Origin of the sequence: Pseudomonas qingdaonensis, assembly GCF_018398475.1 — a bacterium.
GTDB lineage: Bacteria > Pseudomonadota > Gammaproteobacteria > Pseudomonadales > Pseudomonadaceae > Aquipseudomonas > Aquipseudomonas palmensis.
The window spans coordinates 2,770,472-2,792,078 of the sequence record NZ_CP074676.1 but is presented as its reverse complement, the minus strand read 5'-3'; the positions used below and the strand labels follow the sequence as shown (position 1 = coordinate 2,792,078).

Annotated in this window: 12 protein-coding genes; 3 read left to right on the top strand and 9 right to left on the bottom strand. The window is 67.1% G+C overall.

The features are described from left to right. The first annotated feature begins 91 nt into the window (after positions 1-91). Both KH389_RS12710 and KH389_RS12705 read left to right on the top strand, forming a co-directional pair. Positions 92-5,365 carry a putative Ig domain-containing protein gene (locus tag KH389_RS12710; protein WP_104572472.1) on the top strand — a complete coding sequence of 1,758 codons (5,274 nt, stop codon included), beginning with the start codon at positions 92-94 and terminating at the stop codon, positions 5,363-5,365. 139 nt (positions 5,366-5,504) lie between these two features. Further along, on the top strand, positions 5,505-7,502 hold the full coding sequence (locus tag KH389_RS12705) for a peptidase U32 family protein (protein WP_078480936.1): 1,998 nt from the start codon (positions 5,505-5,507) through the stop codon (positions 7,500-7,502). Between the two features lie 56 nt (positions 7,503-7,558). On the opposite strand, the gene KH389_RS12700 is transcribed toward KH389_RS12705, so the two are convergent. The 6 genes from KH389_RS12700 to ccsA all read right to left on the bottom strand — a co-directional run bounded on the left by KH389_RS12700 (position 7,559) and on the right by ccsA (position 16,277). Further along, positions 7,559-9,259, bottom strand: coding sequence for an AMP-binding protein (locus KH389_RS12700; RefSeq protein WP_210014419.1), 1,701 nt, complete (start codon positions 9,257-9,259; stop codon positions 7,559-7,561). A 56-nt stretch (positions 9,260-9,315) separates the two neighbouring features. Beyond that, positions 9,316-10,473, bottom strand: coding sequence for a quinohemoprotein amine dehydrogenase subunit beta (peaD, locus tag KH389_RS12695; RefSeq protein ID WP_082405698.1), 1,158 nt, complete (start codon positions 10,471-10,473; stop codon positions 9,316-9,318). A 31-nt stretch (positions 10,474-10,504) separates the two neighbouring features. After that, positions 10,505-10,828 (bottom strand): quinohemoprotein amine dehydrogenase subunit gamma, encoded by a 324-nt coding sequence (gene qhpC, locus KH389_RS12690; RefSeq protein WP_213607429.1) that lies wholly within the window; start codon positions 10,826-10,828, stop codon positions 10,505-10,507. 1 nt (position 10,829) lies between these two features. Next, positions 10,830-12,260 (bottom strand): quinohemoprotein amine dehydrogenase maturation protein, encoded by a 1,431-nt coding sequence (gene peaB / locus KH389_RS12685; protein ID WP_104572474.1) that lies wholly within the window; start codon positions 12,258-12,260, stop codon positions 10,830-10,832. A gap of 72 nt (positions 12,261-12,332) precedes the next feature. Beyond that, positions 12,333-13,850: a quinohemoprotein amine dehydrogenase subunit alpha gene (gene peaA, locus KH389_RS12680; protein WP_213607523.1), complete on the bottom strand. Its 1,518-nt coding sequence runs from the start codon at positions 13,848-13,850 to the stop codon at positions 12,333-12,335. A 240-nt stretch (positions 13,851-14,090) separates the two neighbouring features. Next, entirely contained in the window at positions 14,091-16,277 is a 2,187-nt protein-coding gene (gene ccsA, locus KH389_RS12675) for a cytochrome c biogenesis protein CcsA (protein ID WP_244988705.1), read from the bottom strand. A 303-nt stretch (positions 16,278-16,580) separates the two neighbouring features. Between ccsA and KH389_RS12670 the strand changes: the two genes are divergently transcribed. Then, on the top strand, positions 16,581-17,900 hold the full coding sequence (locus tag KH389_RS12670) for an alginate export family protein (protein ID WP_213607428.1): 1,320 nt from the start codon (positions 16,581-16,583) through the stop codon (positions 17,898-17,900). 4 nt (positions 17,901-17,904) lie between these two features. Here KH389_RS12670 and qhpG read toward each other — a convergent pair whose 3' ends face one another. From qhpG to KH389_RS12655, 3 genes are read right to left on the bottom strand one after another with little or no spacing between them, the layout of a single operon-like run. Further along, the gene (gene qhpG, locus KH389_RS12665; RefSeq protein ID WP_213607427.1) at positions 17,905-19,209 is read right to left on the bottom strand and encodes a flavin-dependent monooxygenase QhpG; all 1,305 of its coding nucleotides are present in this window, start codon (positions 19,207-19,209) and stop codon (positions 17,905-17,907) included. Then, positions 19,202-19,882 (bottom strand): subtilisin-like serine protease QhpE, encoded by a 681-nt coding sequence (qhpE, locus tag KH389_RS12660; RefSeq protein WP_213607426.1) that lies wholly within the window; start codon positions 19,880-19,882, stop codon positions 19,202-19,204. The genes qhpG and qhpE overlap by 8 nt, the downstream gene beginning before the upstream one ends. Continuing rightward, the gene (locus KH389_RS12655; RefSeq protein WP_116055342.1) at positions 19,872-21,605 is read right to left on the bottom strand and encodes an ABC transporter ATP-binding protein; all 1,734 of its coding nucleotides are present in this window, start codon (positions 21,603-21,605) and stop codon (positions 19,872-19,874) included. Before KH389_RS12655 ends, qhpE begins: the two co-directional genes overlap by 11 nt. Positions 21,606-21,607: the final 2 nt, after the last annotated feature.

Below are 21,607 nucleotides of genomic sequence, written 5' to 3'. Positions count from 1 at the left end.
ACCCGCACTGCCAGTCACGGCATACGGGTTGTTCCGATGACTCTTGACCCGCGCCGCAAGCGAGTAATACCGCTACCTGGCAGGAAGCCCCATGAACAGATCCCTGATTGACCTTCGTCACCGCATGGCCCGCAGCATTGCATTGCTGGGCCTGATGCTCGTCTCGCTGCTGCTGTGCGGCCAGGCCAGTGCCGCCCCGACCCTTTCCCCCGCCAGTGGCACCGCCCTGCCGGATGTGGCGGTCAACACACCGATAGACACTTTCACTATCACCGCCACCGGCGGCGCCATGCCGATCTTCGAGTGGTACGAATGTGACCAGGATGACACCAGCATGCCGACCAACTGCCTGCCGCCCGGTCTGGTTCTGGAAACGTCGCCTGGAAGTGCGACCACCACCCTGCATGGCACCCCCACAGCCATCGGCAACTACGATTTCTGGATTTCGGCCCTTGACAGCAACGACGTCGTGGGCAAGGCCCGTTACACCCTCAAGGTCACAGGCGCAACACCGCCCCTGACCCTGACCGCCGTATCGCCCGGCAGCGGCCCCGCCATCGGCGGCACCTCTGTGACCCTGACCGGCACCAATTTTGTCGGTGTCACCGACGTGACATTCGCTGGTGTGCCCGCTACCAACATCATCGTCGTTTCCCCGACCTCGATAACCGCCACCGTCCCCGCCTACACGGCAGGCCCGGTCAACGTGACGGTCACAACGGCAAGCGGTACGAGCACGCTGACCAATGGTTTCACCTACCTCGCCGTACCGACCCTGACCATCGCTACGCCCAATTCCGGCGCCACCACCGGCGGCAATCAAGTGTTTATCTCAGGCACAGGCCTGACCGGCACCACCAGCCTCACCTTTGGCGGCACACCGGCAAGCAGCTTCACCGTCAACAGTTCGACATCGATCACCGCCATTGCGCCCGCGCATGCCGCCGGGCCCGTCAATGTCGTGGCCACCACGCCGGGGGGCAGTGCCACTTCGGTCAATGCCTATACCTACCTCGCCGTGCCGACCCTGAACACCGTCACCCCCAACTCAGGCCCCATCGGCGGTGGCACCAGCGTGACCCTCACGGGCACCGGCCTGACCGGCGCCAGCAGCGTCACCTTTGGTGGGGTATCGGCAACCGGCTGGACCATCAACAGCCCCACCCAGATCACCGCCACAATCCCGGCCGGCAACGCCGGCGTGGTCAACGTGAGTGTCACCACTGCCGCCGGCTCGGCGTCGTTGACCAATGCCTTCACCTACATTGCACCGCCGGTTGCCGGCCCGGTCAGCGCCTCTGTCGGCCACAACAGCAGCGCGAACCCTGTCACACTCAGCCTCTCGGGGGGCGTCGCCAGCAGCGTGGCCATCAGTACCTCAGCAAGCCACGGCACAGTAACGGCCAGCGGCACCAGCGTCACCTACACACCCACGGTCGGTTATGCAGGCACGGACAGCTTCACCTATACCGCCACCAACAGTGCAGGCACCTCTGCCCCGGCGACCGTGACCGTTACCGTCGGTTCCCCGACCATCAGCATCGCCCCTGCATCACTGCCTGCGGGTACTGCCGGTATCGCCTACAGCACCACCTCGCTGGCTGCCAGCGGGGGTAACGCGCCCTACGCCTTTTCGCTTGCATCTGGAGCCTTGCCCAGCGGCCTGACCCTGGCATCCAACGGCACGCTCAGCGGCACGCCGACCAGCAGCGGCAACTTCAGCTTCACGGCCAGGGCCACCGACGCGTTCAGCTACACCGGCACGCGCAGCTATACACTGACCATCGTTGCCGGCAGCATGGCCATCACCCCGGCGACATTGCCAGCCCCCATTTACAGCAGCAGCTACAGCCAACAGCTCACCGTCAGTGGGGGTGTCGCGCCCTACACCTTCAGCATCAACGGTGGCAGCCTACCGACCGGAATCGCCCTTTCCAGTACCGGTACCCTGACCGGAAGCCCCTCCAGCCCCGGTACTTACACCTTCAGCGTCACTGCGGTCGACAGCTCCAGCAACCTCACCAGCGTCAGTCAGTCCTATACCCTCACCATTGCCACGCCCTTCATAGACATCACGCCGATTACCTTGCCCGCAGCTACGGTGGGCACGGGGTACAGCACGTCGATCAGCGCCAGCGGTGGGGTTGCACCCTTCGACTACGGTATCGCCTTCGGCGCGCTGCCTGCAGGAATGAGCCTTACCAGCACAGGCACCCTGAGTGGCACACCAACCACCGCCGGTACGTTCACTTTCGGGGTGCGGGCCAGTGATACCAACAGATTCACCGGAGTGCGTCCCTATTCCTTCGTGGTTGGCCAGCAAGCGCCGGTAGCCGCCAATATCAACCAAACCCTCGCAGCCAACAGCGGCGCCAGCACGATCAGCGCAAGCCTCAGCGGGGGGCCGACCACCAGCCTGGCCGTGGTGACACCCCCTGCACATGGCACCGTCAGCATCACCGGGGCCACGGGTTTCACCTATACCCCGACCCCAGGCTATGCCGGCATCGACAGCTTTACCTATACCGCCACCGGCCCGGGGGGGACTTCGGCGCCTGCAACCGTCAACCTCGCCATCACGCCACCCACCGTGGTTATCGGCACGACCACACTGGCCAACGCCACCCAGAACGTGCCCTACACGGCCAGCATCAGTGCCAGTGGCGGCACCGCGCCGTACAGCTACACCATCGTTTCGGGCGCCCTGCCGTCCGGCATGGCCCTGGCCCCGACCGGCAGCCTGACCGGTACGCCAACCGCACCCGGCACCACCAGCTTCACCGTCAGGGTGACTGACAGCCAGAGTTTCCAGGCAAGCCAGGCGCTGAGCCTGACAGTCGTGGCGCAGGCGCCCGTGGTCGGCAACGTGTCGGCCAGTGTGGCCGCCAACACCAGCAACAACCCGCTGACCCTGAACCTGGGCAGTGCCCCGGTCACCAGCGTGGCCGTGGCCAGCAACCCACAGCACGGTACTGCGCAGGTCAGTGGCACCAGCATCACCTACACCCCGACTGCCGGTTACTCGGGCATTGACAGCTTCACCTACACCGCCACCGGCCCGGGCGGCACCTCGGCACCTGCCACGGTGAACGTTACCGTTACCCCGCCAACCCTGGTGCTAAGCCCAGCGTCAGGCTCGCTGCCGCCAGGCACCGTGGGCACCGCCTACAGCTTCGGCCTGGGTGCCAGCGGCGGGATGGCGCCGTACAGCTATGCCATCGGCGGCAGTCTGCCCAATGGGTTGACACTCAACACCTCGACCGGGGTGATCAGCGGCACGCCGACCGAGGCCGCCAACGCCACGCTGACCGTTACCGCCACCGATGCCAACGGTGCCACCGGCAGCCGTACGCTGAGCCTGACAGTCGTGGCACAGGCGCCCGTGGTCGGCAACGTGTCGGCCGGTGTGGCCGCCAACAGCCGCAACAACCCGCTGACCCTGAGCCTGGGCAGTGCCCCGGTCACAAGCGTGGCCGTGGCCAGCAACCCACAGCACGGTACTGCGCAGGTCAGTGGCACCCGCATCAGCTACACCCCGACTGCCGGTTACTCGGGCATTGACAGCTTCACCTACACCGCCACCGGCCCGGGCGGCACCTCGGCAGCCGCCACGGTGAGCCTCACCATCACCCCACCGACGCTGGTAATGAGCCCGGCCTCCGGCCCACTGCCGCCAGGCACCGTGGGCAGCGCCTACAGCTTCGGCCTGGGTGCCAGCGGCGGGATGGCGCCGTACAGCTACGCCATCGGCGCCGGCAGCCTGCCCAATGGCCTGCAGCTCGACCCGGCGACCGGGGTGATCAGCGGCACGCCGACCGAGGCCGCCAACGCCACGCTGACCGTTACCGCCACCGATGCCAACGGCGCCACCGGCAGCCGCAGCATTACCCTGGCGATCGCCGCCCAGGTGGTCACCGTGGTGTCATCCAGCGAGGCGCTCAGCCCCGGTGCTGTCGCCAGCGTCGACCTTACCCGTGGGGCCACCGGAGGGCCGTTCCTGCGCGCCCGCGTGCTGTCGTTGAGCCCAGCGTCAGCCGGGCATGCCAGCCTGACATCGATGGCCCCTGCGCGAGCAGCGCGTGCCGCCCTGTCCGGTTTCAACCTGCGCTTCGTGCCTGCCGCTGCCTTTGCCGGCACAGCAGTGGTCACCTTCAGCCTGGAGAGCACCAGCGGTGCCAGCGCGACCGGCACCGTGACCTTCAGCGTGCAGGCACGTCCCGACCCCAGCAAGGACGCCGAAGTGATCGGCCTGCTCAACGCGCAATCGCGCGCAGCGGATCGTTTTGCCAGCACCCAGATGGACAACTTCAACCGGCGCCTGGAGCAACTGCACCGCCCTACCTGTGACCGCAACTCGTTCAACGCCAACGTTCAACATGGCCGCGACAACCTCGGCCTGGGCAGCCTGGGCAAGGCGCTGCGCGACGAGCTCGAAGGCAACGGCAAGGGCAATGACGACGAGGACGCGGACGACACCCGTCGCAAGCAGCGCGACACCGCCCGCGCCACCTCAGGCGAGTGCGTCGAAGAGGCCGTGGCCTACTGGACCGATGGCTTCATCAACACCGGTTCCAACCACGCACGCGGCGCCAAGGACAACAGCTTCGTCACCTACGGACTGAGCGCCGGCGTCGACTATCGCCTGTCGCCAAGGGCCGTGGTGGGCATCGGTTTTGGCTACGGCAACGACCGCGCCGACATCGGCGAGCGGGACACCCGCAGCGAGGCCGACGCCCTGGGCCTGGCGGCGTACCTGAGCGTCAACCCGCTGTCGGAGATCTACATCGATGCACTGCTGGGCTACAACCGCATCCGCTTCGACTCGCGCCGCTACGTCACTGCCGACCCGTCCAACGGCTATGCCCATGGCTCGCGCGACGCCGACCAGCTGTTCGCCTCGCTGACCGCCAGCTACGAGTACCGCGAAGGCGCCCTGTCGCTGGCGCCGTACACACGGCTGAATGCCAGCTTCACCAAGCTGGACGACTTCAGCGAACGGGGCGGCGGTATCTACGGGCTGTCGTACGAACAACAGCGCCAGCGGTCCTTCACCTCGTTCCTGGGCGTGCGCAGCGGCTACGACATCCAGACCGGCGCCGGCGTGCTCACGCCGCGGGTCGGGCTGGCGTGGGGTCACAACTTCAGCCACAGCGACGACTACCGCATGCGCTACACCGACCAGACCAACGACGGCGTGCTGTATCGCCTGTCACCCGACCCGATGGACAGCAACTTCGTCGACCTGGACCTGGGCCTGGACTTCAGCCTCAGCCAGAGCTGGCGCCTGGGCTTCTCGTACAAGACCGCGCTGGCCACCGACGAGCGCAACGAGATGTTCCGCATCGGCCTGGACGGGCGCTTCTGACCCCTGCCCTGGCGCCCCTTTGCCGGCCTCACCGGCGAAGGGGGCTGGTCAATCTGCATGACGCCTGTCGGCAAAGGTGCCGACAGCGCGTTGCGCGGCTACAATGCGCGGCTACCGTGACCAGCCAGACTAAAAAGACATGTCCCTACCCAAGCATCACCTGGAATTGCTCAGCCCCGCCCGCGACGTGGCGATTGCCCGCGAGGCGATCCTGCATGGCGCCGATGCGGTGTACCTGGGTGGCCCGAGCTTCGGTGCCCGCCACAACGCCTGCAACGAGGTGAGCGATATCGCCGGGCTGGTGGAGTTTGCCCACCGCTACCACGCGCGGGTGTTCACCACCATCAACACCATCCTGCACGACAACGAGCTGGAGCCGGCGCGCAAGCTGATCCACCAGCTGTACGACGCCGGCGTCGACGCGCTGATCGTGCAGGACCTTGGGGTGATGGAGCTGGACATTCCGCCCATCGAGCTGCACGCCAGCACCCAGACCGACATCCGCACCCTGGCACGGGCCAAATTCCTCGACCAGGCCGGCTTCTCGCAGCTGGTGCTGGCCCGCGAGCTGAACCTGCAGGAAATCCGCGCCATCGCCGACGAAACCGACGCGGCCATCGAGTTCTTCATTCATGGCGCGCTGTGCGTGGCGTTCTCCGGGCAGTGCAACATCTCTCACGCCCAGACCGGACGCAGCGCCAACCGTGGCGACTGTTCCCAGGCCTGTCGCCTGCCCTACACCCTCAAGGACGAAAAAGGCGGCGTGATCGCCTACGAGAAGCACCTGCTGTCGATGAAGGACAACAACCAGAGCGCCAACATCCGCGCCCTGGTAGAGGCTGGCGTGCGTTCGTTCAAGATCGAGGGCCGCTACAAGGACATGGGCTACGTGAAGAACATCACCGCCTACTACCGCCAGCGCCTGGACGAAGTGCTCGAAGACCGCACCGACCTGGCCCGCGCCTCCAGCGGCCATACCGCGCACTTCTTCGTGCCCGACCCGGACAAGACCTTCCACCGCGGCAGCACCGACTACTTCGTGAGCGAGCGCAAGATCGACATCGGCGCGTTCGATTCGCCCACCTTCACCGGCCTGCCGGTGGGTGTGGTGGAAAAGGTCGGCAAGCGCGACCTGCAGGTGGTCACCCATGCACCGCTGTCCAACGGCGACGGCCTGAACGTGCTGGTCAAGCGTGAGGTGGTCGGCTTTCGTGCCAACATCGCCGAGGCCAGGGGCGAGTTCGACGAAGACGGCGAAAAGCGCTACCGCTACCGCGTAGAGCCCAACGAGATGCCCAAGGGCCTGCACCAGCTGCGCCCCAACCATCCGCTGAGCCGCAACCTGGACCACAACTGGCAGCAGGCGCTGCAGAAGACGTCGGCCGAACGCCGTATCGGCCTGGGCTGGGTCGCGCAGTTGCGTGAACACGGCCTTGAGCTGACCGCCACCAGCGAGGAAGGCATCAGCGCCAGTGCCACCCTGCCCGGCCCGTTCGGCCCGGCCAACAAGCCGGAGCAGGCGCTGGAGCAACTGCACGACCTGCTCGGCCAGCTGGGCACCACCCAGTACCACGCCACCGGCATTCGCCTGGATGCGCCGCAGGCGTACTTCATTCCCAACTCCCAGCTCAAGGCGCTGCGCCGCGACGTGATCGAGAGCCTCACCGCCGCCCGCGTTGCCGCGCACCCGCGCGGCGGCCGCAAGGCCGAGACGGTGCCGGCGCCGGTATACCCCGAGTCGCACCTGTCGTTCCTGGCCAACGTGTACAACCAGAAGGCCCGCGACTTCTACCACCGCCACGGGGTCAAGCTGATCGATGCGGCCTACGAGGCCCACGAAGAGCCCGGCGAAGTGCCGGTGATGATCACCAAGCACTGCCTGCGCTTCTCGTTCAACCTGTGCCCCAAACAGGCCAAGGGCGTCACCGGCGTGCGCACCAAGGTTGCGCCCATGCAGCTGATTCACGGTGACGAGGTACTGACCCTGAAGTTCGACTGCAAGCCGTGCGAGATGCACGTGATCGGCAAGATGAAGGGGCACATCCTCGACCTGCCGCAGCCGGGCAGCGTGAAGCACATCGTGGGCCATATCAGCCCCGAGGACCTGCTCAAGACCGTGCCGCGCGGCACGCACTGAGTGCCGCCCGGGCGGTCATGCGCCCTGCATGACCGCCCGCACCCGGCGGCGCAGGCCTACCCCCTGGCCGCCAGCTGGCCTTGCCTGGCCAGGGTCAGTTCCTCGATGCTGATCTCGCGCATGCGAAACTTCTGCACCTTGCCGGTGACCGTCATGGGGAACTCGTCCACCAGGCGAAAGTGCCGCGGCACCTTGAAGTGGGCGATCTGCGCCCTGGCCCATTCGCGCAGTTCGTCTTCGCTGGCACTGTGTCCGGGGTGGAACTTGACCCAGGCCACGATCTCCTCGCCATAACGGCTGCACGGAATGCCGATCACCTGTACGTCGGCGATGGCCGGGTGGGTGAAGAAGAACTCCTCCAGCTCCCGCGGGTAGATGTTCTCGCCCCCGCGAATGATCATGTCCTTGCTGCGCCCGACGATGCGCACATAGCCCTGCTCGTCCATCACCGCCAGGTCGCCGGTGTGCATCCAGCCCTCGTGGTCGATGCTCGCGGTGGTGGCCTCGGGGTTTTCCCAGTAGCCGAGCATGACACTGTAGCCACGGGTGCACAGCTCGCCGATCTGCCCGCGGGGTACCGTGAGCCCGTCGCTGTCCACCAGCTTGCTCTCCAGGCACGGCTGGGTACGCCCCACGGAGGTGACGCGCAGCTCCAGGTCGTCCTCGGCAGCGGTCTGCAGCGACACCGGGCTGGTCTCGGTCATGCCATAGGCGATCTGCACCTCGCTCATGTGCATCTCGTCGATCACCCGGCGCATCACCTCGATCGGGCAGGTGGCGCCGGCCATGATCCCGGTGCGCAGGCTCGACAGGTCGAATTCATGCCGCTGCGGGTGGTCCAGTTCGGCGATGAACATGGTCGGCACACCGTAGAGCGCGGTGGCGCGCTCCTCGGCAACGGCGCGCAGGGTGCTCAGCGGGTCGAAGGCATCCCCGGGGTAGATCATGGTCGAGCCATGGGTCAGGCAGCCCAGGTTGCCCATGACCATGCCGAAGCAGTGGTACAGCGGCACCGGGATCACCAGCCGGTCGTGCTCGGTCAGGCCCAGGCTCTCGCCGACCATGTAGCCGTTGTTGAGGATGTTGTGGTGGCTGAGGGTTGCCCCCTTGGGGAAACCCGTGGTGCCGGAGGTGTACTGGATATTGATGGGGTCGTGCCAGTGCAGGCCGGCCTGGCGCTCGGCCAGGGCCTGCACGGTCACCGCCTCGGCCATGCCTTGCAGGCCCGCCCAGGGCAGAAAGCCTGTGGGCGGTTGCTCGGCCAGGCTCACCACGCCGCGCAGGGCCGGCAGGCGCTGGCAGTTCAGGCTGCCGGGGGCGACGCTGGCCAGCTCCGGCACCAGGCCGAGGAGCATCGCGTGGTAGTCGCTGGTCTTGAACGCGTCGGCGCAGATCACCCAGTTGCAGCCGGACTGCTTGAGCGCGTATTCCAGCTCGCTGCTGCGATAGGCCGGGTTGATGTTGACCAGGATCACGCCGACCTTGGCGCTGGCGAACTGGGTGATGCACCACTGCGCGCAGTTGGGCGCCCAGATGCCCAGGCGATCGCCGCGCTGCAGCCCCAGGGCCAGCAGGGCCCGGGCGTGGCGCTCGACCTCCTCGGCCAGTTGCTGCCAGCTGTAGCGCAGGCCCTGGTGGCGCACCACCAGCGCTTCACGCGCGGCGAACCTGGCCGCGGTGGCGTCGAACGCCGCGCCGATGGTCATGGCGAGCAGGTCCTTGTCCTGACGCCCCTGGGTATAGCTCGGTTGATTCATGGTTGCCCCTTGTGATTGTTATGGGCCGGCGCAGGTGGTTGCCCGCCTGCGTTGAGTCAGCGGGTGAATACCTGTGCGGTACCGGTGGCCATGTCGCCGCCTGGCAGCTTGATGTTCGCCACCAGCTCCAGGCTGTCCGGGTCGTACACCGCCACGTCGTTGAAGGTGCCGGTCAGGTACAGCTTGCTGCCGGCCTTGTCGAAGCTGATGCAGTAGTACGAATGCGCCAGGTTCGCGGCCTTGATCAGCTTCTGCTGCTTGATGTCGTACTTGGCCAGGCGGTTGAGCACGCCGAACATCTGGTTGGGGTCCTTGGGCGAGCGCATGCCGGTGAAGTACACCTCGGTGACCGGGGCAAAGTCCTGAACCTGGGTCTTGCCGGTGGTCAGGTCGACGCTGACGTAGCCGTAGACGAAGTCGGCGGTGTCAGCGTCCTGTTTCTCGTCCTTGTACTTGGCGGCGGTGTAGAGCAACGAGAAATCACGCCGGGCGGTCTGGTGAGACCAGATGTAGAGCAGGTCCGGCGGGCTGTACAGCGGGCGCTTCCAGCTGCCGGTGGGCAAGGCCACGCTGTACTGGCCGGTCTTCACGTCCAGCTTGTAGATGTCGCGCCCGGCCATGTACAGGCTACCGTCGTCCGCGGCCTGCATGATCGAGATCTGCCTCGGCACCTCGAAGGTGCGCAGCGGCTGGGCGTTCAACCCGGCGTCGGTGGCGTACACCTGCAGGCGCGGCGCCTGCACCGCATAGTGGTCGTTGAGAATCTGCGTGGGGTTGGCCACGCTGTACAGTTCCTTGCCGTCCGGGCTGACGGCGAGCGACAGCATCGACTTGGCCTGCTCGCCCGGCTTGAACGCCAGGCGCGCATGGAACACCGTCTTGCAGGTGTCCAGCTCGATGCCGTAGATATCGCCGTAGTGGTTGTTGAGCACGTAGGCGACCTTCTTGTCCGGCGCCACCTGCGCCGCGCCCGGGCCGAAGGCATCGGGCATCTGGCAGGTCTTGTACAGCGTGTCGCTGGCCACGTCGATCAGGTGCAGGTTGTTGGGGTAGTTGGTGGCCAGCAGGTATTCCTTGCCCGGCTTGAGCGCAGGCCCCGACGCGTTGGCGGGTACGTCGCTGGCCGCGAAGGCCAGGCCGACACCGGCAGCGGTGCAGATGGCAAACAGACCCAAGCTCGTCGCGGCCATGCGGCCGATGAACTGAAGCTTCATAGCGGTATCCTTTTTTATTCTTGTCGTCAGGTCACTTGTCGTTCGGGAACACGGTGGTGAGGTTGCGCCAGCCCTCGTCGGAGCTTTGCGCGTCCTTGTTCCAGTCGGGGAAGGTGCTCATCATGTCCGGCACCTGGGCCGGCCACCAGCACGGGTCGGAGCAGCCATAGAGGTCTGCCTCCATCGGCTGGCACAGCGACGCCCCCCCCCCGAACACGTCCACTTCCCAGCCCGGGTCGGTGGTGGCGGTGCACCCGGCCACGCTGCTCATTGCCACCACTTCCTCGAGACGGTCTTCGGCAGCGGCCTGTTCCAGAATCAGTGCCTTGTTGTTCAGCGGCTTCAGATGTTTCATGTCAGTGCGCCTTCCGCGGGGTGATGTAACTGCTGATGAAGGCCGGGTTGGCGGCCATGATGCGGCTGTAGACCTCGATGCCGAAGTCCACCCAGTCGCGCATCAGTTCGCAGTAGTGGTAGGTGGGATGGGTCGGGTCGCCATAGCGGGCGTAGCTTTCGTGGTAGCAGCCGCCGGAACACAGGTTGCGAATGTGGCAGGTGTCGCAGCCGGTACCGCTGCGGTCCAGGCGCTGGGACAGGAAGTCGTTGAGCTCGGCCTGCTTGACCTCGCCGTGCACGTTGCCGAAGGTCGGCAGGCTGGAGCCGGTGAAACGGTGGCACAGGTTGAGCTCGCCCTTGTGGTCGACCGCCAGCATTTTCAGCCCGGCCCCACAGGGCAGCGCCTTCTTGTGGCCTTCGTGGATGTCGGTGATCAGCTGGTGCAGGTTGGAAAAACCGATGTTGCGGTGCTCCAGCGCCGCCTCCAGGTAGCGCCGGCCCAGGGCCTTCATGTTGGCGAACACCTCCACCAGTTCGTCGCCGGTGAGGTTGAAGTCGGACATGTCGCCCGAGGTGACCGGCGCAAAGCCGACCTCGGCAAAGCCCAGCTCGTTGAACAGGTGGTTCCAGATGGTCTCCACGTCGGTGATGCCACGGGTCAGCGTCACCCGCGCGCCCACCGGGCGGCTGCGGTAGCGCGACAGCAGCAGGTCGACCTTGCGCCGCACCACGTCGTAGGTGCCCTGCCCGCCCACCGTGATGCGGTTGCGGTCGTGCACGGTCTTGGGCCCGTCGATGCTCACCGACAGCCCGAAGCGATGGGCATTGAGGTAGTCGACGATCTCTTCGGTGAGCAGCGTGGCGTTGGTGGTCATGATGAATTCCACCTGCTTGCCGGCCTCGGCAAAGCGGCGCTCGCAGTAGTTGACCATGTGCTCGATCAGCGGGCGGTTGGACAACGGCTCGCCGCCGAAGAACACCACGCTGTAGCGCTCCTCGTCGGGCGACTCGCGCAGCAGCATCTCCACCGAGGCCTCGGCGGTGTCGGCGCCCATCTTCTTGCCGGCCGAGGGTTTGTCCAGGTCTTCCTTGTAGCAGTAGGTGCAACTGAGGTTGCAGCCGGTGTTGACGTTCAGCACCACGGTGTTGAGCGCTGTGCGCTCGACCCGGCTGATGCCCAGCTCCGGGGTCAGCGGCGAGCCGTCGTTGACCACTTCCAGCGCAATCAGCTCGCGCAGGGTCTCGTTGACGTCCTGCCCGGCGAAGCGTCCGGCCAGACGCAGCACCAGGTCTTCGCTGGTGCAGCTCTGCACGCGCAGGGCGTCGATGATGCCGCCGGTAACGTCATCGGTGGCGAACAGCGAGCTGCTGGGGATGTGGAACAGCATGCGGTCGTCGTCCACCCGCACTTCGTGCAGGTTACGTTCGACCAGATTCAATAATGCACCCATGGTGACCTCCGCAAATGTGACGATTCGTCGTGGCAAAGCCGGGCGAGACGCGCTCGCCCACCGCCTTCGCGGTCAGGGCAGCGGCGGGCTGTTCCAGCGCTGCACCGTGACGATCAGTTGCCCTTCGCCTTGCAGGCCACCCTCCTCCAGCTGGGCGATCACCTTCAGGTTGCCGACGTTGTTGGCCATCATCCTGCGCTGCGGGTTCGGCCCGGCGCCGGCAGGCAGGAACACCCCGTCGCGCTGCATGGTGCCGGCGAACTTCACGTCCTCGTCGTCCCTGGCCTGCTCGTTGAACGGCTCCACCGTCCATTTGGCCGGCAGGTAGCCGATGCGGTAAGGCTGGCCATCGGCGCCCTTGCCCCACGCCTCGGCCTCGAAGCGGCCCTGCACCTTGGGCGTGGTGCCGCCGTTCTCGCCGATGCGCGCCACCGAATACGCCGGCACCACCTTGACCTCGGCGACCTCGGTGTACACCGCAAGGTCCAGGCCCTTGAGCGCACCCAGGGCCACGTTGCGCAGCCCCGGCGCGGCATCGGCTGCCGCCTTGACCTTGACCCGCAACAGCTGCGGGGTGCTTTCCAGCACCTTGACCACCTCAACGCCTGCGCCCAGGTCCGGGGTGCCGGACAGGCCGCTGCCCACCAGGGTCAGCTCGGCCTCGTTGCCGGCGCGGATGAACGCCGGCTGTACCGCCAGCAGGCGGGGGCTGTCCTGCCTGGCCGCGCTGAAGTCCAGGCCGCGCTCGTCGTGCTCGGTCTCGAACATGCGCCCTTTCATCTCGCCGTTCAGGGCCGCGAATACCTGATGCATGCGCACATCGCCGATCTTCAGGTTGCCGCGCCATTCGTAGCCGTTGTATACGATGGCCGAGCCGCTGCCATTGAACGGCGTGCCGTCGGCATACTGACCCTTGACCTCGATGTTGAAGGTGTCGCCGCTGTCGTGGGTCACGCTCATCACGCCGCGCACATCGCCCCTGGTCATCATGTGGCCGCTGAAGCTCCACTGCCCCGGCAGTGCGTCGGCGCCCGGCTTGCTCTTCTGCCAGTCGCTCCAGGCCTGACTCTCAAGCGGGTAGTCCTTGGCCAGCTGGGGCGCCACTTCGTTGCGCGCCAGCCCCAGCCAGTCGCGGTCGCGGGACATCATCTGGTATTCCAGCGACGGCCAGCGCCCCAGGTGGAACTCCACCAGGCGTTCCCATTCCTGCAGCGGCCGACGCTGCAGCGCCACCCGCGCGCCGGAGTGACAGCGGGCACACATCTGGTTGAGGGGTTCGTCGAACTTCTCCACGGTGTTCAGGCGCCGCTCCATCGCGTAGCGCATGCCATCGGTCTCGCTGGGTGCCAGCCCCTGCCTGTCGGCCAGGTACTTGACCACCGAGCGACGGTCTTCATCGCTGATCTTCACGCCGTACATCAACTGCATGCGCGCAATGCTCATCAGCCAGCCTTCGGGGGTCTTGCGCTGGTGGCTGATGCGGCTCAGGGCGTCGTTGCCCTCGGGGGTATGGCAGGCCATGCACTTGGCATTGAGAATCGCCTTGCCATCTTCGGCCACGGCGGGGGGCAGAACAGCACAGGCCAGCATGGCCAGGGTGCCGGCACTCAGGTAATGCCGGAGTCGTGTTGTCTTCAAGGTCAGGCCTCCACGGTATTGTTTTTATAAATCGTCCGCGCCCGGCGAGGGGCTGTACTGCACATCTGACTCACACAAAGCAGAGTGCATGCCAACAAAATCAATTCCTTGTTTAACAAATAGTTACTGGATACTCCTGATAAACAACATTGATTAAAGCGCTGCCCGGGCGTGCAATTTCGCGATGACTGTCTAACTCTGAGACAGCTGAGACCACTGCCTGGCCGGGTGAGCCTGGCCCGGCAGCACCAGCATACCCAGCACCATCGCCAGCAACCCCAGCCACACCAGCGACACGAACGGATAGCGCCGTACCACGATCACCCCCTGGATCGCGTCGCCACCGTCCAGCGTGCCGGCGGCCGTCATCAGGCGTGGCGAGGCCGGTACCCATACCTGCAGGTCCTGGGCCCAGCCGCGCACGATGAAGGGGTGCAGCACATAGCCCGGGTCGCCCACATGGCGTGCATAACGGTAGTCGAGGATTTCGCACAGCTGTCGCACCGGGCCCTGATAGGCCGGCGGCAATGCGCGCCGGTCCTGGAACAGCGCGTGCCCGGCGATGACCTGGTCGTCGCTGCGCAACTGCACCTGCGCCACCGCCTGGTAGCCCGAGAAGTTCTGCTGGCTGCTTACCGGCAGCACGCGCACCTGCAACTGATCGGCCACCCGGTGCCACGCCTGCGGTGATGAAGCCGGGGCAATATTGATGGGCATGTAGGTATTGAGTGCCGTGGCCAGCAGGCCACCGGCCAGCGCCACCATCGCCCCACCGTGAATCAGCGCCAACGGCGCCGTATGACGCAGGGTGCCGAGCCGGCGGCTGCGCCACAGTACCCGCAAGCCCCAGGCCAGGCACGCCAGCAGCAGGAACATTCCGGCCAGCAGGGCCGCGTCCAGCCACGGCAGCACCTGCACGATGCGCTGGGACAGCACCCCTTCGCCGGTGTAGCGCGAGGTCAGCCAGGCACCGCGCCAGGCCGTCAGCGCCACCCACAGCGCCATGCCCAGGGTAATCAGGCCGGCGTAGCGCGCCGGCAGGCTGCGCCGCAGGAACACCCACCCGCCGAGCAGCCCGAGCAAGCCGATGACGGGCATCAGCCACTTGCCCAGGGCATGGCCGTCCACGTCCCAGTGATCGAAGGCCCGGCGCAGACCGGCCAGCTCCTCGGCACTGGCCCACACGGCCAGGGTCTCGAAGAACGGCTTGAGCTCCGAGGCCTTCTCCAGCGCCAGCCACTGACCGACATGAGCGCCGAGCAGTTGGCCCACCGCCAGCAACGCGGCCACGGCGAACAGCCACATCGACAGGTCCAGCCCCCAGTCCGAAGCCGACCGGCGCACTGGGCGGGCCTGCGCCGCCGGCCGCCTCAACGCTCGCCAGGCAAACCACAGCATCAGGCCGAGGATGCCCCCCGCCAGCGCCAGGTGCCCCAGCCATGAAGTGGTACCGATATAGCGGTGTGAACTGGCCAGCACCTCGCTGCGCGTCACCGACATGGCGATGCAGGCCAGCGCGGCAGTCAGCAGGCTGAACAGCGGCAGCGCGCGCCAGTGGCGGCCCTGCGGCCGCCAGCGCCGTGCCCCGTGCAATAACGCGCCGAGCATCGCCCATACCGCGAAGGCGGCTGTCTGCACCGGGTCCCAGTGCCATAGCTGGCCGAAGGTGAAGTCTTCGAGCGCCCACACCATGCCCATGCCGATGCCGGCGGTCAGTACCAGCCAGGCGCGCCTGCCGTAGGTACATGCCAGCGCACCGTAGGCGTCGCCGGTACGTGCCAGTGCATCCAGCGCAGCACCGGCCGGGGCGATGGCCCAGGCATAGGCGGCGATAATCAGCGGCGCGTGAAACGCCATCCAGATCGTCTGCAGGTGTGCGTTCATGCCCTGGCTCGCCTGGGCCGCCAGCCAGTCGGCCGGCGTTGCCGTGAACGGCCCCAACCCTGCGGCAGTGAGGGTGTACCAGGCCGCCACCAGCGCATTGGCGCGCCCGGCCCAGCCCGGCAGCGCGGCATTGCGCACGCCGATGCCCATGCACAGGGTAGCCAGCAGCAGCACGGTGCCTTCATCGCCGCCCCACAGGTTGGCGACCTTGAGGTAGGCCGGCAGCGTGGCGCTGCTGTACAGCCAGATGTAGCGCAGCTGGAAATGGTCGGCCAGCAGGTGCATCACCAGGCTCAGGCACGCCGCACACAGCCCCACCAGCGCCAGCCGCCAGAGTATCTGGCGCAGCCGGGCGCGCACGGCGCCCAGTACCACCAGCCCGGCAATCAGCACCAGCAGCAGGTTGCCCACCTGGGGCAGCCACCACAGCAGCGCGCAGCACAGCAGCAGCCCCAGGGCCGGTGGCCAGCACGTATCCCATCGCAGATCGCTCACGACGCCTACTCCTTCTTGTTGTTGTGCAAGCGGCCATACAAGTACTGCGCCAGGCCAGGTTTCACCTGCCAGAACAGCAGCTTGGCCGGTTTCAAGGCATCCTGGGAGTGCGTGCGTGTGTGCCGTTCTGAGACAGTCGATGGGCGGCTGAGACAGTACGGCCCGCCTCGATCTCGCCGGGCTGGGAGACAAATCGCCGACATTTCATCGGGTTGAACGCGTCGTGCAGGCATGGCGCAGTAGTTGCTTGGGCCGGTGCAGCTCGCTGCACACCTTCGATAACAACAAGAAAGGAGCACACCGATGATTCGAGCCGCCCGCACGCCCTTGGCGCTGACGCTTGCCCTCATGGCCTGCAGCGCCCAGGCCCACGAGCTGTACAACAACGAGGGCCGCGTGCTGAACGCCGACCTCGAGGCCCTGTTCGGCGTATTTCACAGTGACGAAAGCTACGCGGTGGGCGGCAACCGTCAGCCCGGCAGCAGTGCCTGGCGCGAGGGCTACGTCAAGTATGGGCTGAGCGCGAGCCAGGCACTGGGCGCTGCGGGCACGGCCTACGGCGCGTTCAACCTGGTCAGCTCCGGTACCTGGGGCGACGGCGACGCCGCCGGCCTGACCCTGGGCAGCGAACGGCGCACCGGCGTCGAGGATGCCTACCTGGGCTGGCGCTCCGGCGACCTGTTCCCGGCGCTGGGCAAGGACGGCGTGGACGTTTCCGCCGGCCGCCAGACGCTGACCCTGGGCGACGGCTTTCTGATCCAGGGTGATCCGGTCAACCTTGGCAAGGTCGACCTGGGCGCGAACTTCAACCGCGGCGGCGCCTATTACCTGGCCGCGCGCAAGGCCTTCGACCGCACGGCCGTACTGCGCCTGGGCGGCAGCGAGGGCCTGCGCGGCGACCTGATGTGGCTGAAGTCGGACAACCATTACCAGGCCGATACCGAGCTTGCCATCGCCAACCTCGAACAGGTGGGCGAAGCCGGCACCCTGGGCATTTCATGGATTCGCGGCCTGGATGTCGACCGGCGCTATGCGTCGATCCTGGGCCTGCAGGAGCGCGATGGCATGGATACTGTCAGCCTGCGCGGGCGCGGCAGCCTGGGGGTCAAGGACCTGGAGGTGGCCGCCGAATACGTGACCCAGGACAAACGCAGCGGGCGCGAGAACGCCTGGTACCTGGAAGGCGCCTGGACCTTCTCCGAGGTGCCCTGGAGCCCGACCGCCACCTACCGCTACAGCCGCTTCTCGAATGCCTTCGACCCGCTGTTCTACGGGGCCAGCCGCGGCTACGGCACCTGGTTCCAGGGCGAGGTCGCGGCCAACTATGCCGGCCCGTTCAACAGCAACAGCCAGGTGCATCACGTGGGCCTCAAGGCCACGCCACGGGAGAACCTGACCCTTGGCGCGCTGTACTTCGACTTCGATACCCTGGACAAGGCGCGTGGCAACCTGGGTGGCCGCGAGCTGGACCTGTACGTGGAGTGGATGGTCAACGAGCACCTGCTGATCAGCCCGCTGCTGGGTTTCTACAAGCCTGATCGCAGTGCCGACAACGGCGGCCTGCAGCTGGGCAGCAGCGACACCAGCACCTACCTGCAACTGCTGGTGGGCACCTTTTTCTGAGGTGTCACACCGGGTACCCCTGCGCGGCCAGCCAGCCGCGCAGCCTGGCCTGTTCCGGCGCCGGCCTGCCGTGCAGCAGCCACTGCAATGGCTGACCGGCCTGAACCCCACGTACCAACGGGGCCAGCGGCACGCCGTCGAGGTGCCAGATACCCAGCGGCTGGTCGGGCCCCACCACCACCTCGGCCTGTTCGATGAAGCCGTGGCTCACCACCGGGCGCTGCTGCACCTGCCATTGGCGGAAGTCCCCGGCCAGGTGCAGTGGTTGCGCATCCGGCCACACCTGGCGCGGGCCCCAGAACGCTTGCCCGGCCTTGTCTGCCTCCTGGGCATAGAAATCCCGGCCGATGCGGGCGAAGCGCAGGAACAGCTGCTCGATACGTTCCTGATGAAAGCGCAGGGCCAGCGCCTGCTGCCCGGGGCGGCGCAGCAGGGTGTTGATCACTGCGGGCGCCTGCAGGGCCGAGGAAAGCGACTGGAAGATGCCGTTGCCCGACAGCGGGTCCACCGCCATGGCGGCGTCGCCGATGCGCAGCCAGTTGTGCCCCGCGCATGCGCCTGCCAGGATCGCCGTGCTGCTGCGCGCATGCACCGGCACCGCCTGCCCGGCCGCCGCGCCGAATACCTCGGCCACCAGTGCCGATTCGCCCCGACGCCGGGCACAGTACTCAGGCAGGTGCGCCTTGCCCGGCAGACCGCCGGCGCTGCTGTCCAGGCTGATCTGCCAATAGCAGCGGCCATCGGCCAGGCGCGCCATCCAGGCCCAGCCGTCGGCCAGGCTCTGCACCGCCGACACCGGCTCGGCCGGCGCGCCCTGCCACACACTGAGCAGGCTGACGCTTTCGGGGCCGCGCAGGCGGCTCGCCGTCAACGGGGCCTGGCGCCCGCGTGCCTCCACCAGAAAATCGGCATGCAGCACCCGGCCATCGTTAAGCTGCACCTGGTGCGCGTGCGCCGTGCTGTGCAGTTTGCTCACCCGTGCTTCGATCAAGCCCACGCCGGCCCGGCGCAGGTCATCGCGCAGGGCGGCATCGAAGCGGCGGCGGTCCAGCAGGCATTCCTGGTTCAGCCATTGCTGCTGGCCGTTCCAGTGCACCTGGCGGCGCGCGGGCATGGCTGCCTGTTCCAGTGCGCTGCCAAGGCCGGCATGGCGCAGGCCGTCGAGCACCCGTTGGGACACGCCCTCCACCGCCTCGAACCGGCGCCAGTCACACACCAGCTCGACCGTGTAGCCCAGGCGCTGCAACCCCATGGCGCACGCCGCGCCTGCGGGCCCGGCGCCCAGTATCAGGATGCGCGGCTCAGCCATGCACGCCCCCACGGCGTTCTGCACCAATGAAGGCGGCCTGTTGGCGCAGATGCTCCAGTACCTGTTCGCGACCCGCGTTCGGCTGCGCCGTCAACAGTGCGCGCACCTGGCCGCACAGCGCCGCACTGGCCAGGCTCGCCCCCGCCACGCCGCTGGCCGGATCGACCGCAGCGCCGAAATCGGCCTGGGGCGTGTCGAGCCACGACCATTGGCCCAGCGCGCAGAGGGCATCGCCGGTTACCCGAATCACCCCCGGATAACGCGCCGGGTACACCGGCGCACCGCGCGCCGGGCTCGATGCGCACAGCAGCACCCCGGCCTCGACGGCCACGGCGCAGGCCGCACGCAGTACATTGCGGTCCTGCTGCAGGCCCAGGCTCAGGTTGACCAGCATCGCGCCCTGCTCCACCAGCCACAGCAGCGCCGCCGCCACCTGCAATGCCGAGGTCTGCCAGTGGCGGTCGAACACCTGCGCCACCAGCACCTCGCCGGCACCGCCCTGGGCCAGCAGGCAGTCGAGTACCCGGCTGCCATGCCCCAGGACATCGGCCTGCACCTGCCCCTCGCGCAACTCGCCGTGCTCCAGCCAGAAACGCCGGCCACCGGCGATAGGCCCGGCCTGATGCGCCGAGCACCCGCTGTCGATCACCCCGACACGCAGGCTAGTGCCCATGCCGCACGGGCTGCGGCTGTACACAGCGCAATTGCCCGTCCTCGAGGTGCAGGTGAAGGTCCGCGCCGTCCAGGGTGGACGGCCGATGGCTGATCAGGATGCGCGTGCGCCCGGCGAACAGCTGGTCGATGGCCGCGATCACCTCGCGCTCGGTGGCCTCGTCGACCGCCGAGGTGGCTTCGTCGAGCACCAGGATCGATGGCTGCTGCAACAGGGCGCGGGCAATCGCGATGCGTTGTTTCTGCCCACCGGACAACTGCTGCCCACGTTCACCCAGCGGCCCGTCCAGGCCCAGGGGCAGGCTGTGCACCAGGCTGTCCAGGCGCGCCAGGCCCACCACCTGTTCCAGTTCTGCACGGCTCGCGTCGGGCCGGCAGTAGGCCAGGTTCTGCGCCAGGGTGCCGCGAAACAGCACGATGTCCTGGCTGACCACCGCAATGCGCCGGCGCAGTGCCAGCAGATCGAGGTCGCGCAGGTCCTGGCCGTCGAGCAGGATGCGCCCCTGGTCCGGGTCGTAGAAGCGTTGCAGCAGGTCGATCAGGGTCGACTTGCCAACCCCCGAAGCGCCGCTGATGGCAACCTTGAGCCCGGCGCCGATGCACACCCGGGCATCCTGCAGCACCGCGCCACGACGCTGCTCATGGGCAAAGCACACTCCTTCAAGGCGCAGCTCGCCGCCGCCGTCACGCATCGGCTGCGGCGCGGCCGGCTGGGTCACGCTGACCGGCTCCTGCTGCAACTCCATCACCCGGCCCAGGCTCACGGCCATGCGCTGGACCGCCACGTACAGGCCCAACAGGCTCTGCACCGGCCCCACCGCCATGCCCAGATAAGTGGAAAAGGCAATCAGCGCGCCCAGTTGCCAGGTGCCCTGGATCACCCAGTAGCCGCCCACCAGAAACGCCGCGGCGCGGCACAGCGAGGTCAGGGTGCCCGGCACCGCCTGGGTCAGGAACTCGGTCACCTGCACCTTGAGCAGTTGCCCCATGTAGCCCTGGCCCAGTCGCCCCAGGCGCCCGGCTTCGCGCTGCTGCTGGCCCGCAGCCTGGATGAACTTCATCGCCGGCAGGGTCTCGACCAGAAACGACGAGACATCGGCCGAGCGTTCGCGCAGCTGGCGCACCTCGCGCTCGACCTTGCGCCGCATCCAGCGCAGCCACAGCACCTCGATGGGAATCAGCACCGCCAGCAGCAGGGTCAGCTGCCACGACAGCATCAGCATCAGGCTCACCGCGCCCACCAGGCCGATCAGGCTGGAAACCGCCGAAAACAGCGAATCCACCGCAAAACGCTGGATTTCCGCGACGTCGCCATCGAGCCGCGAAAGGATGTCGCCCAGCCGCTTGCGCCCGTAGAAGCTGGGCGACAGCTGCTGCAGGTGGCCATACAGGTCGTCGCGCAGGGCGAACAGGATGCGCCCCGACAGGCGCGTGTGCAGGTAGCGGTTGACCCCCGACAGCACGGTGCTCGCCAGCCCCACGCCAACCATGATCGCCGCCATGTGCCACAGCACCTCGAAGTCCTTGGCCAGCAGGCCCTCGTCGATCAGGGTCTTGACCAGCCAGGGCTGGGCCAGCACCAGCAGCGAGGCGCCCAGCGACAACCCCAGCAGCACGCCGATCGCCCGCCCGTGGGGCCGCACGAAGCCGTACAGCCAGGCCAGCGCCCGGCGCATCAGCTGCGGGTCGTCGGTATTGACCAGGCGCAGCAGCACTCGACCCAGGC

Excerpts from the sequence above, each read along its gene's own strand:
- KH389_RS12710 (WP_104572472.1), top strand. The coding sequence starts at position 92 with ATGAACAGATCCCTGATTGACCTTCGTCACCGCATGGCCCGCAGCATT.
- KH389_RS12705 (WP_078480936.1), top strand. The coding sequence starts at position 5,505 with ATGTCCCTACCCAAGCATCACCTGGAATTGCTCAGCCCCGCCCGCGAC.
- KH389_RS12700 (WP_210014419.1), bottom strand. The coding sequence starts at position 9,259 with ATGAATCAACCGAGCTATACCCAGGGGCGTCAGGACAAGGACCTGCTC.
- peaD (WP_082405698.1), bottom strand. The coding sequence starts at position 10,473 with ATGAAGCTTCAGTTCATCGGCCGCATGGCCGCGACGAGCTTGGGTCTG.
- qhpC (WP_213607429.1), bottom strand. The coding sequence starts at position 10,828 with ATGAAACATCTGAAGCCGCTGAACAACAAGGCACTGATTCTGGAACAG.
- peaB (WP_104572474.1), bottom strand. The coding sequence starts at position 12,260 with ATGGGTGCATTATTGAATCTGGTCGAACGTAACCTGCACGAAGTGCGG.
- peaA (WP_213607523.1), bottom strand. The coding sequence starts at position 13,850 with ATGCTGGCCTGTGCTGTTCTGCCCCCCGCCGTGGCCGAAGATGGCAAG.
- KH389_RS12670 (WP_213607428.1), top strand. The coding sequence starts at position 16,581 with ATGATTCGAGCCGCCCGCACGCCCTTGGCGCTGACGCTTGCCCTCATG.
- qhpG (WP_213607427.1), bottom strand. The coding sequence starts at position 19,209 with ATGGCTGAGCCGCGCATCCTGATACTGGGCGCCGGGCCCGCAGGCGCG.
- qhpE (WP_213607426.1), bottom strand. The coding sequence starts at position 19,882 with ATGGGCACTAGCCTGCGTGTCGGGGTGATCGACAGCGGGTGCTCGGCG.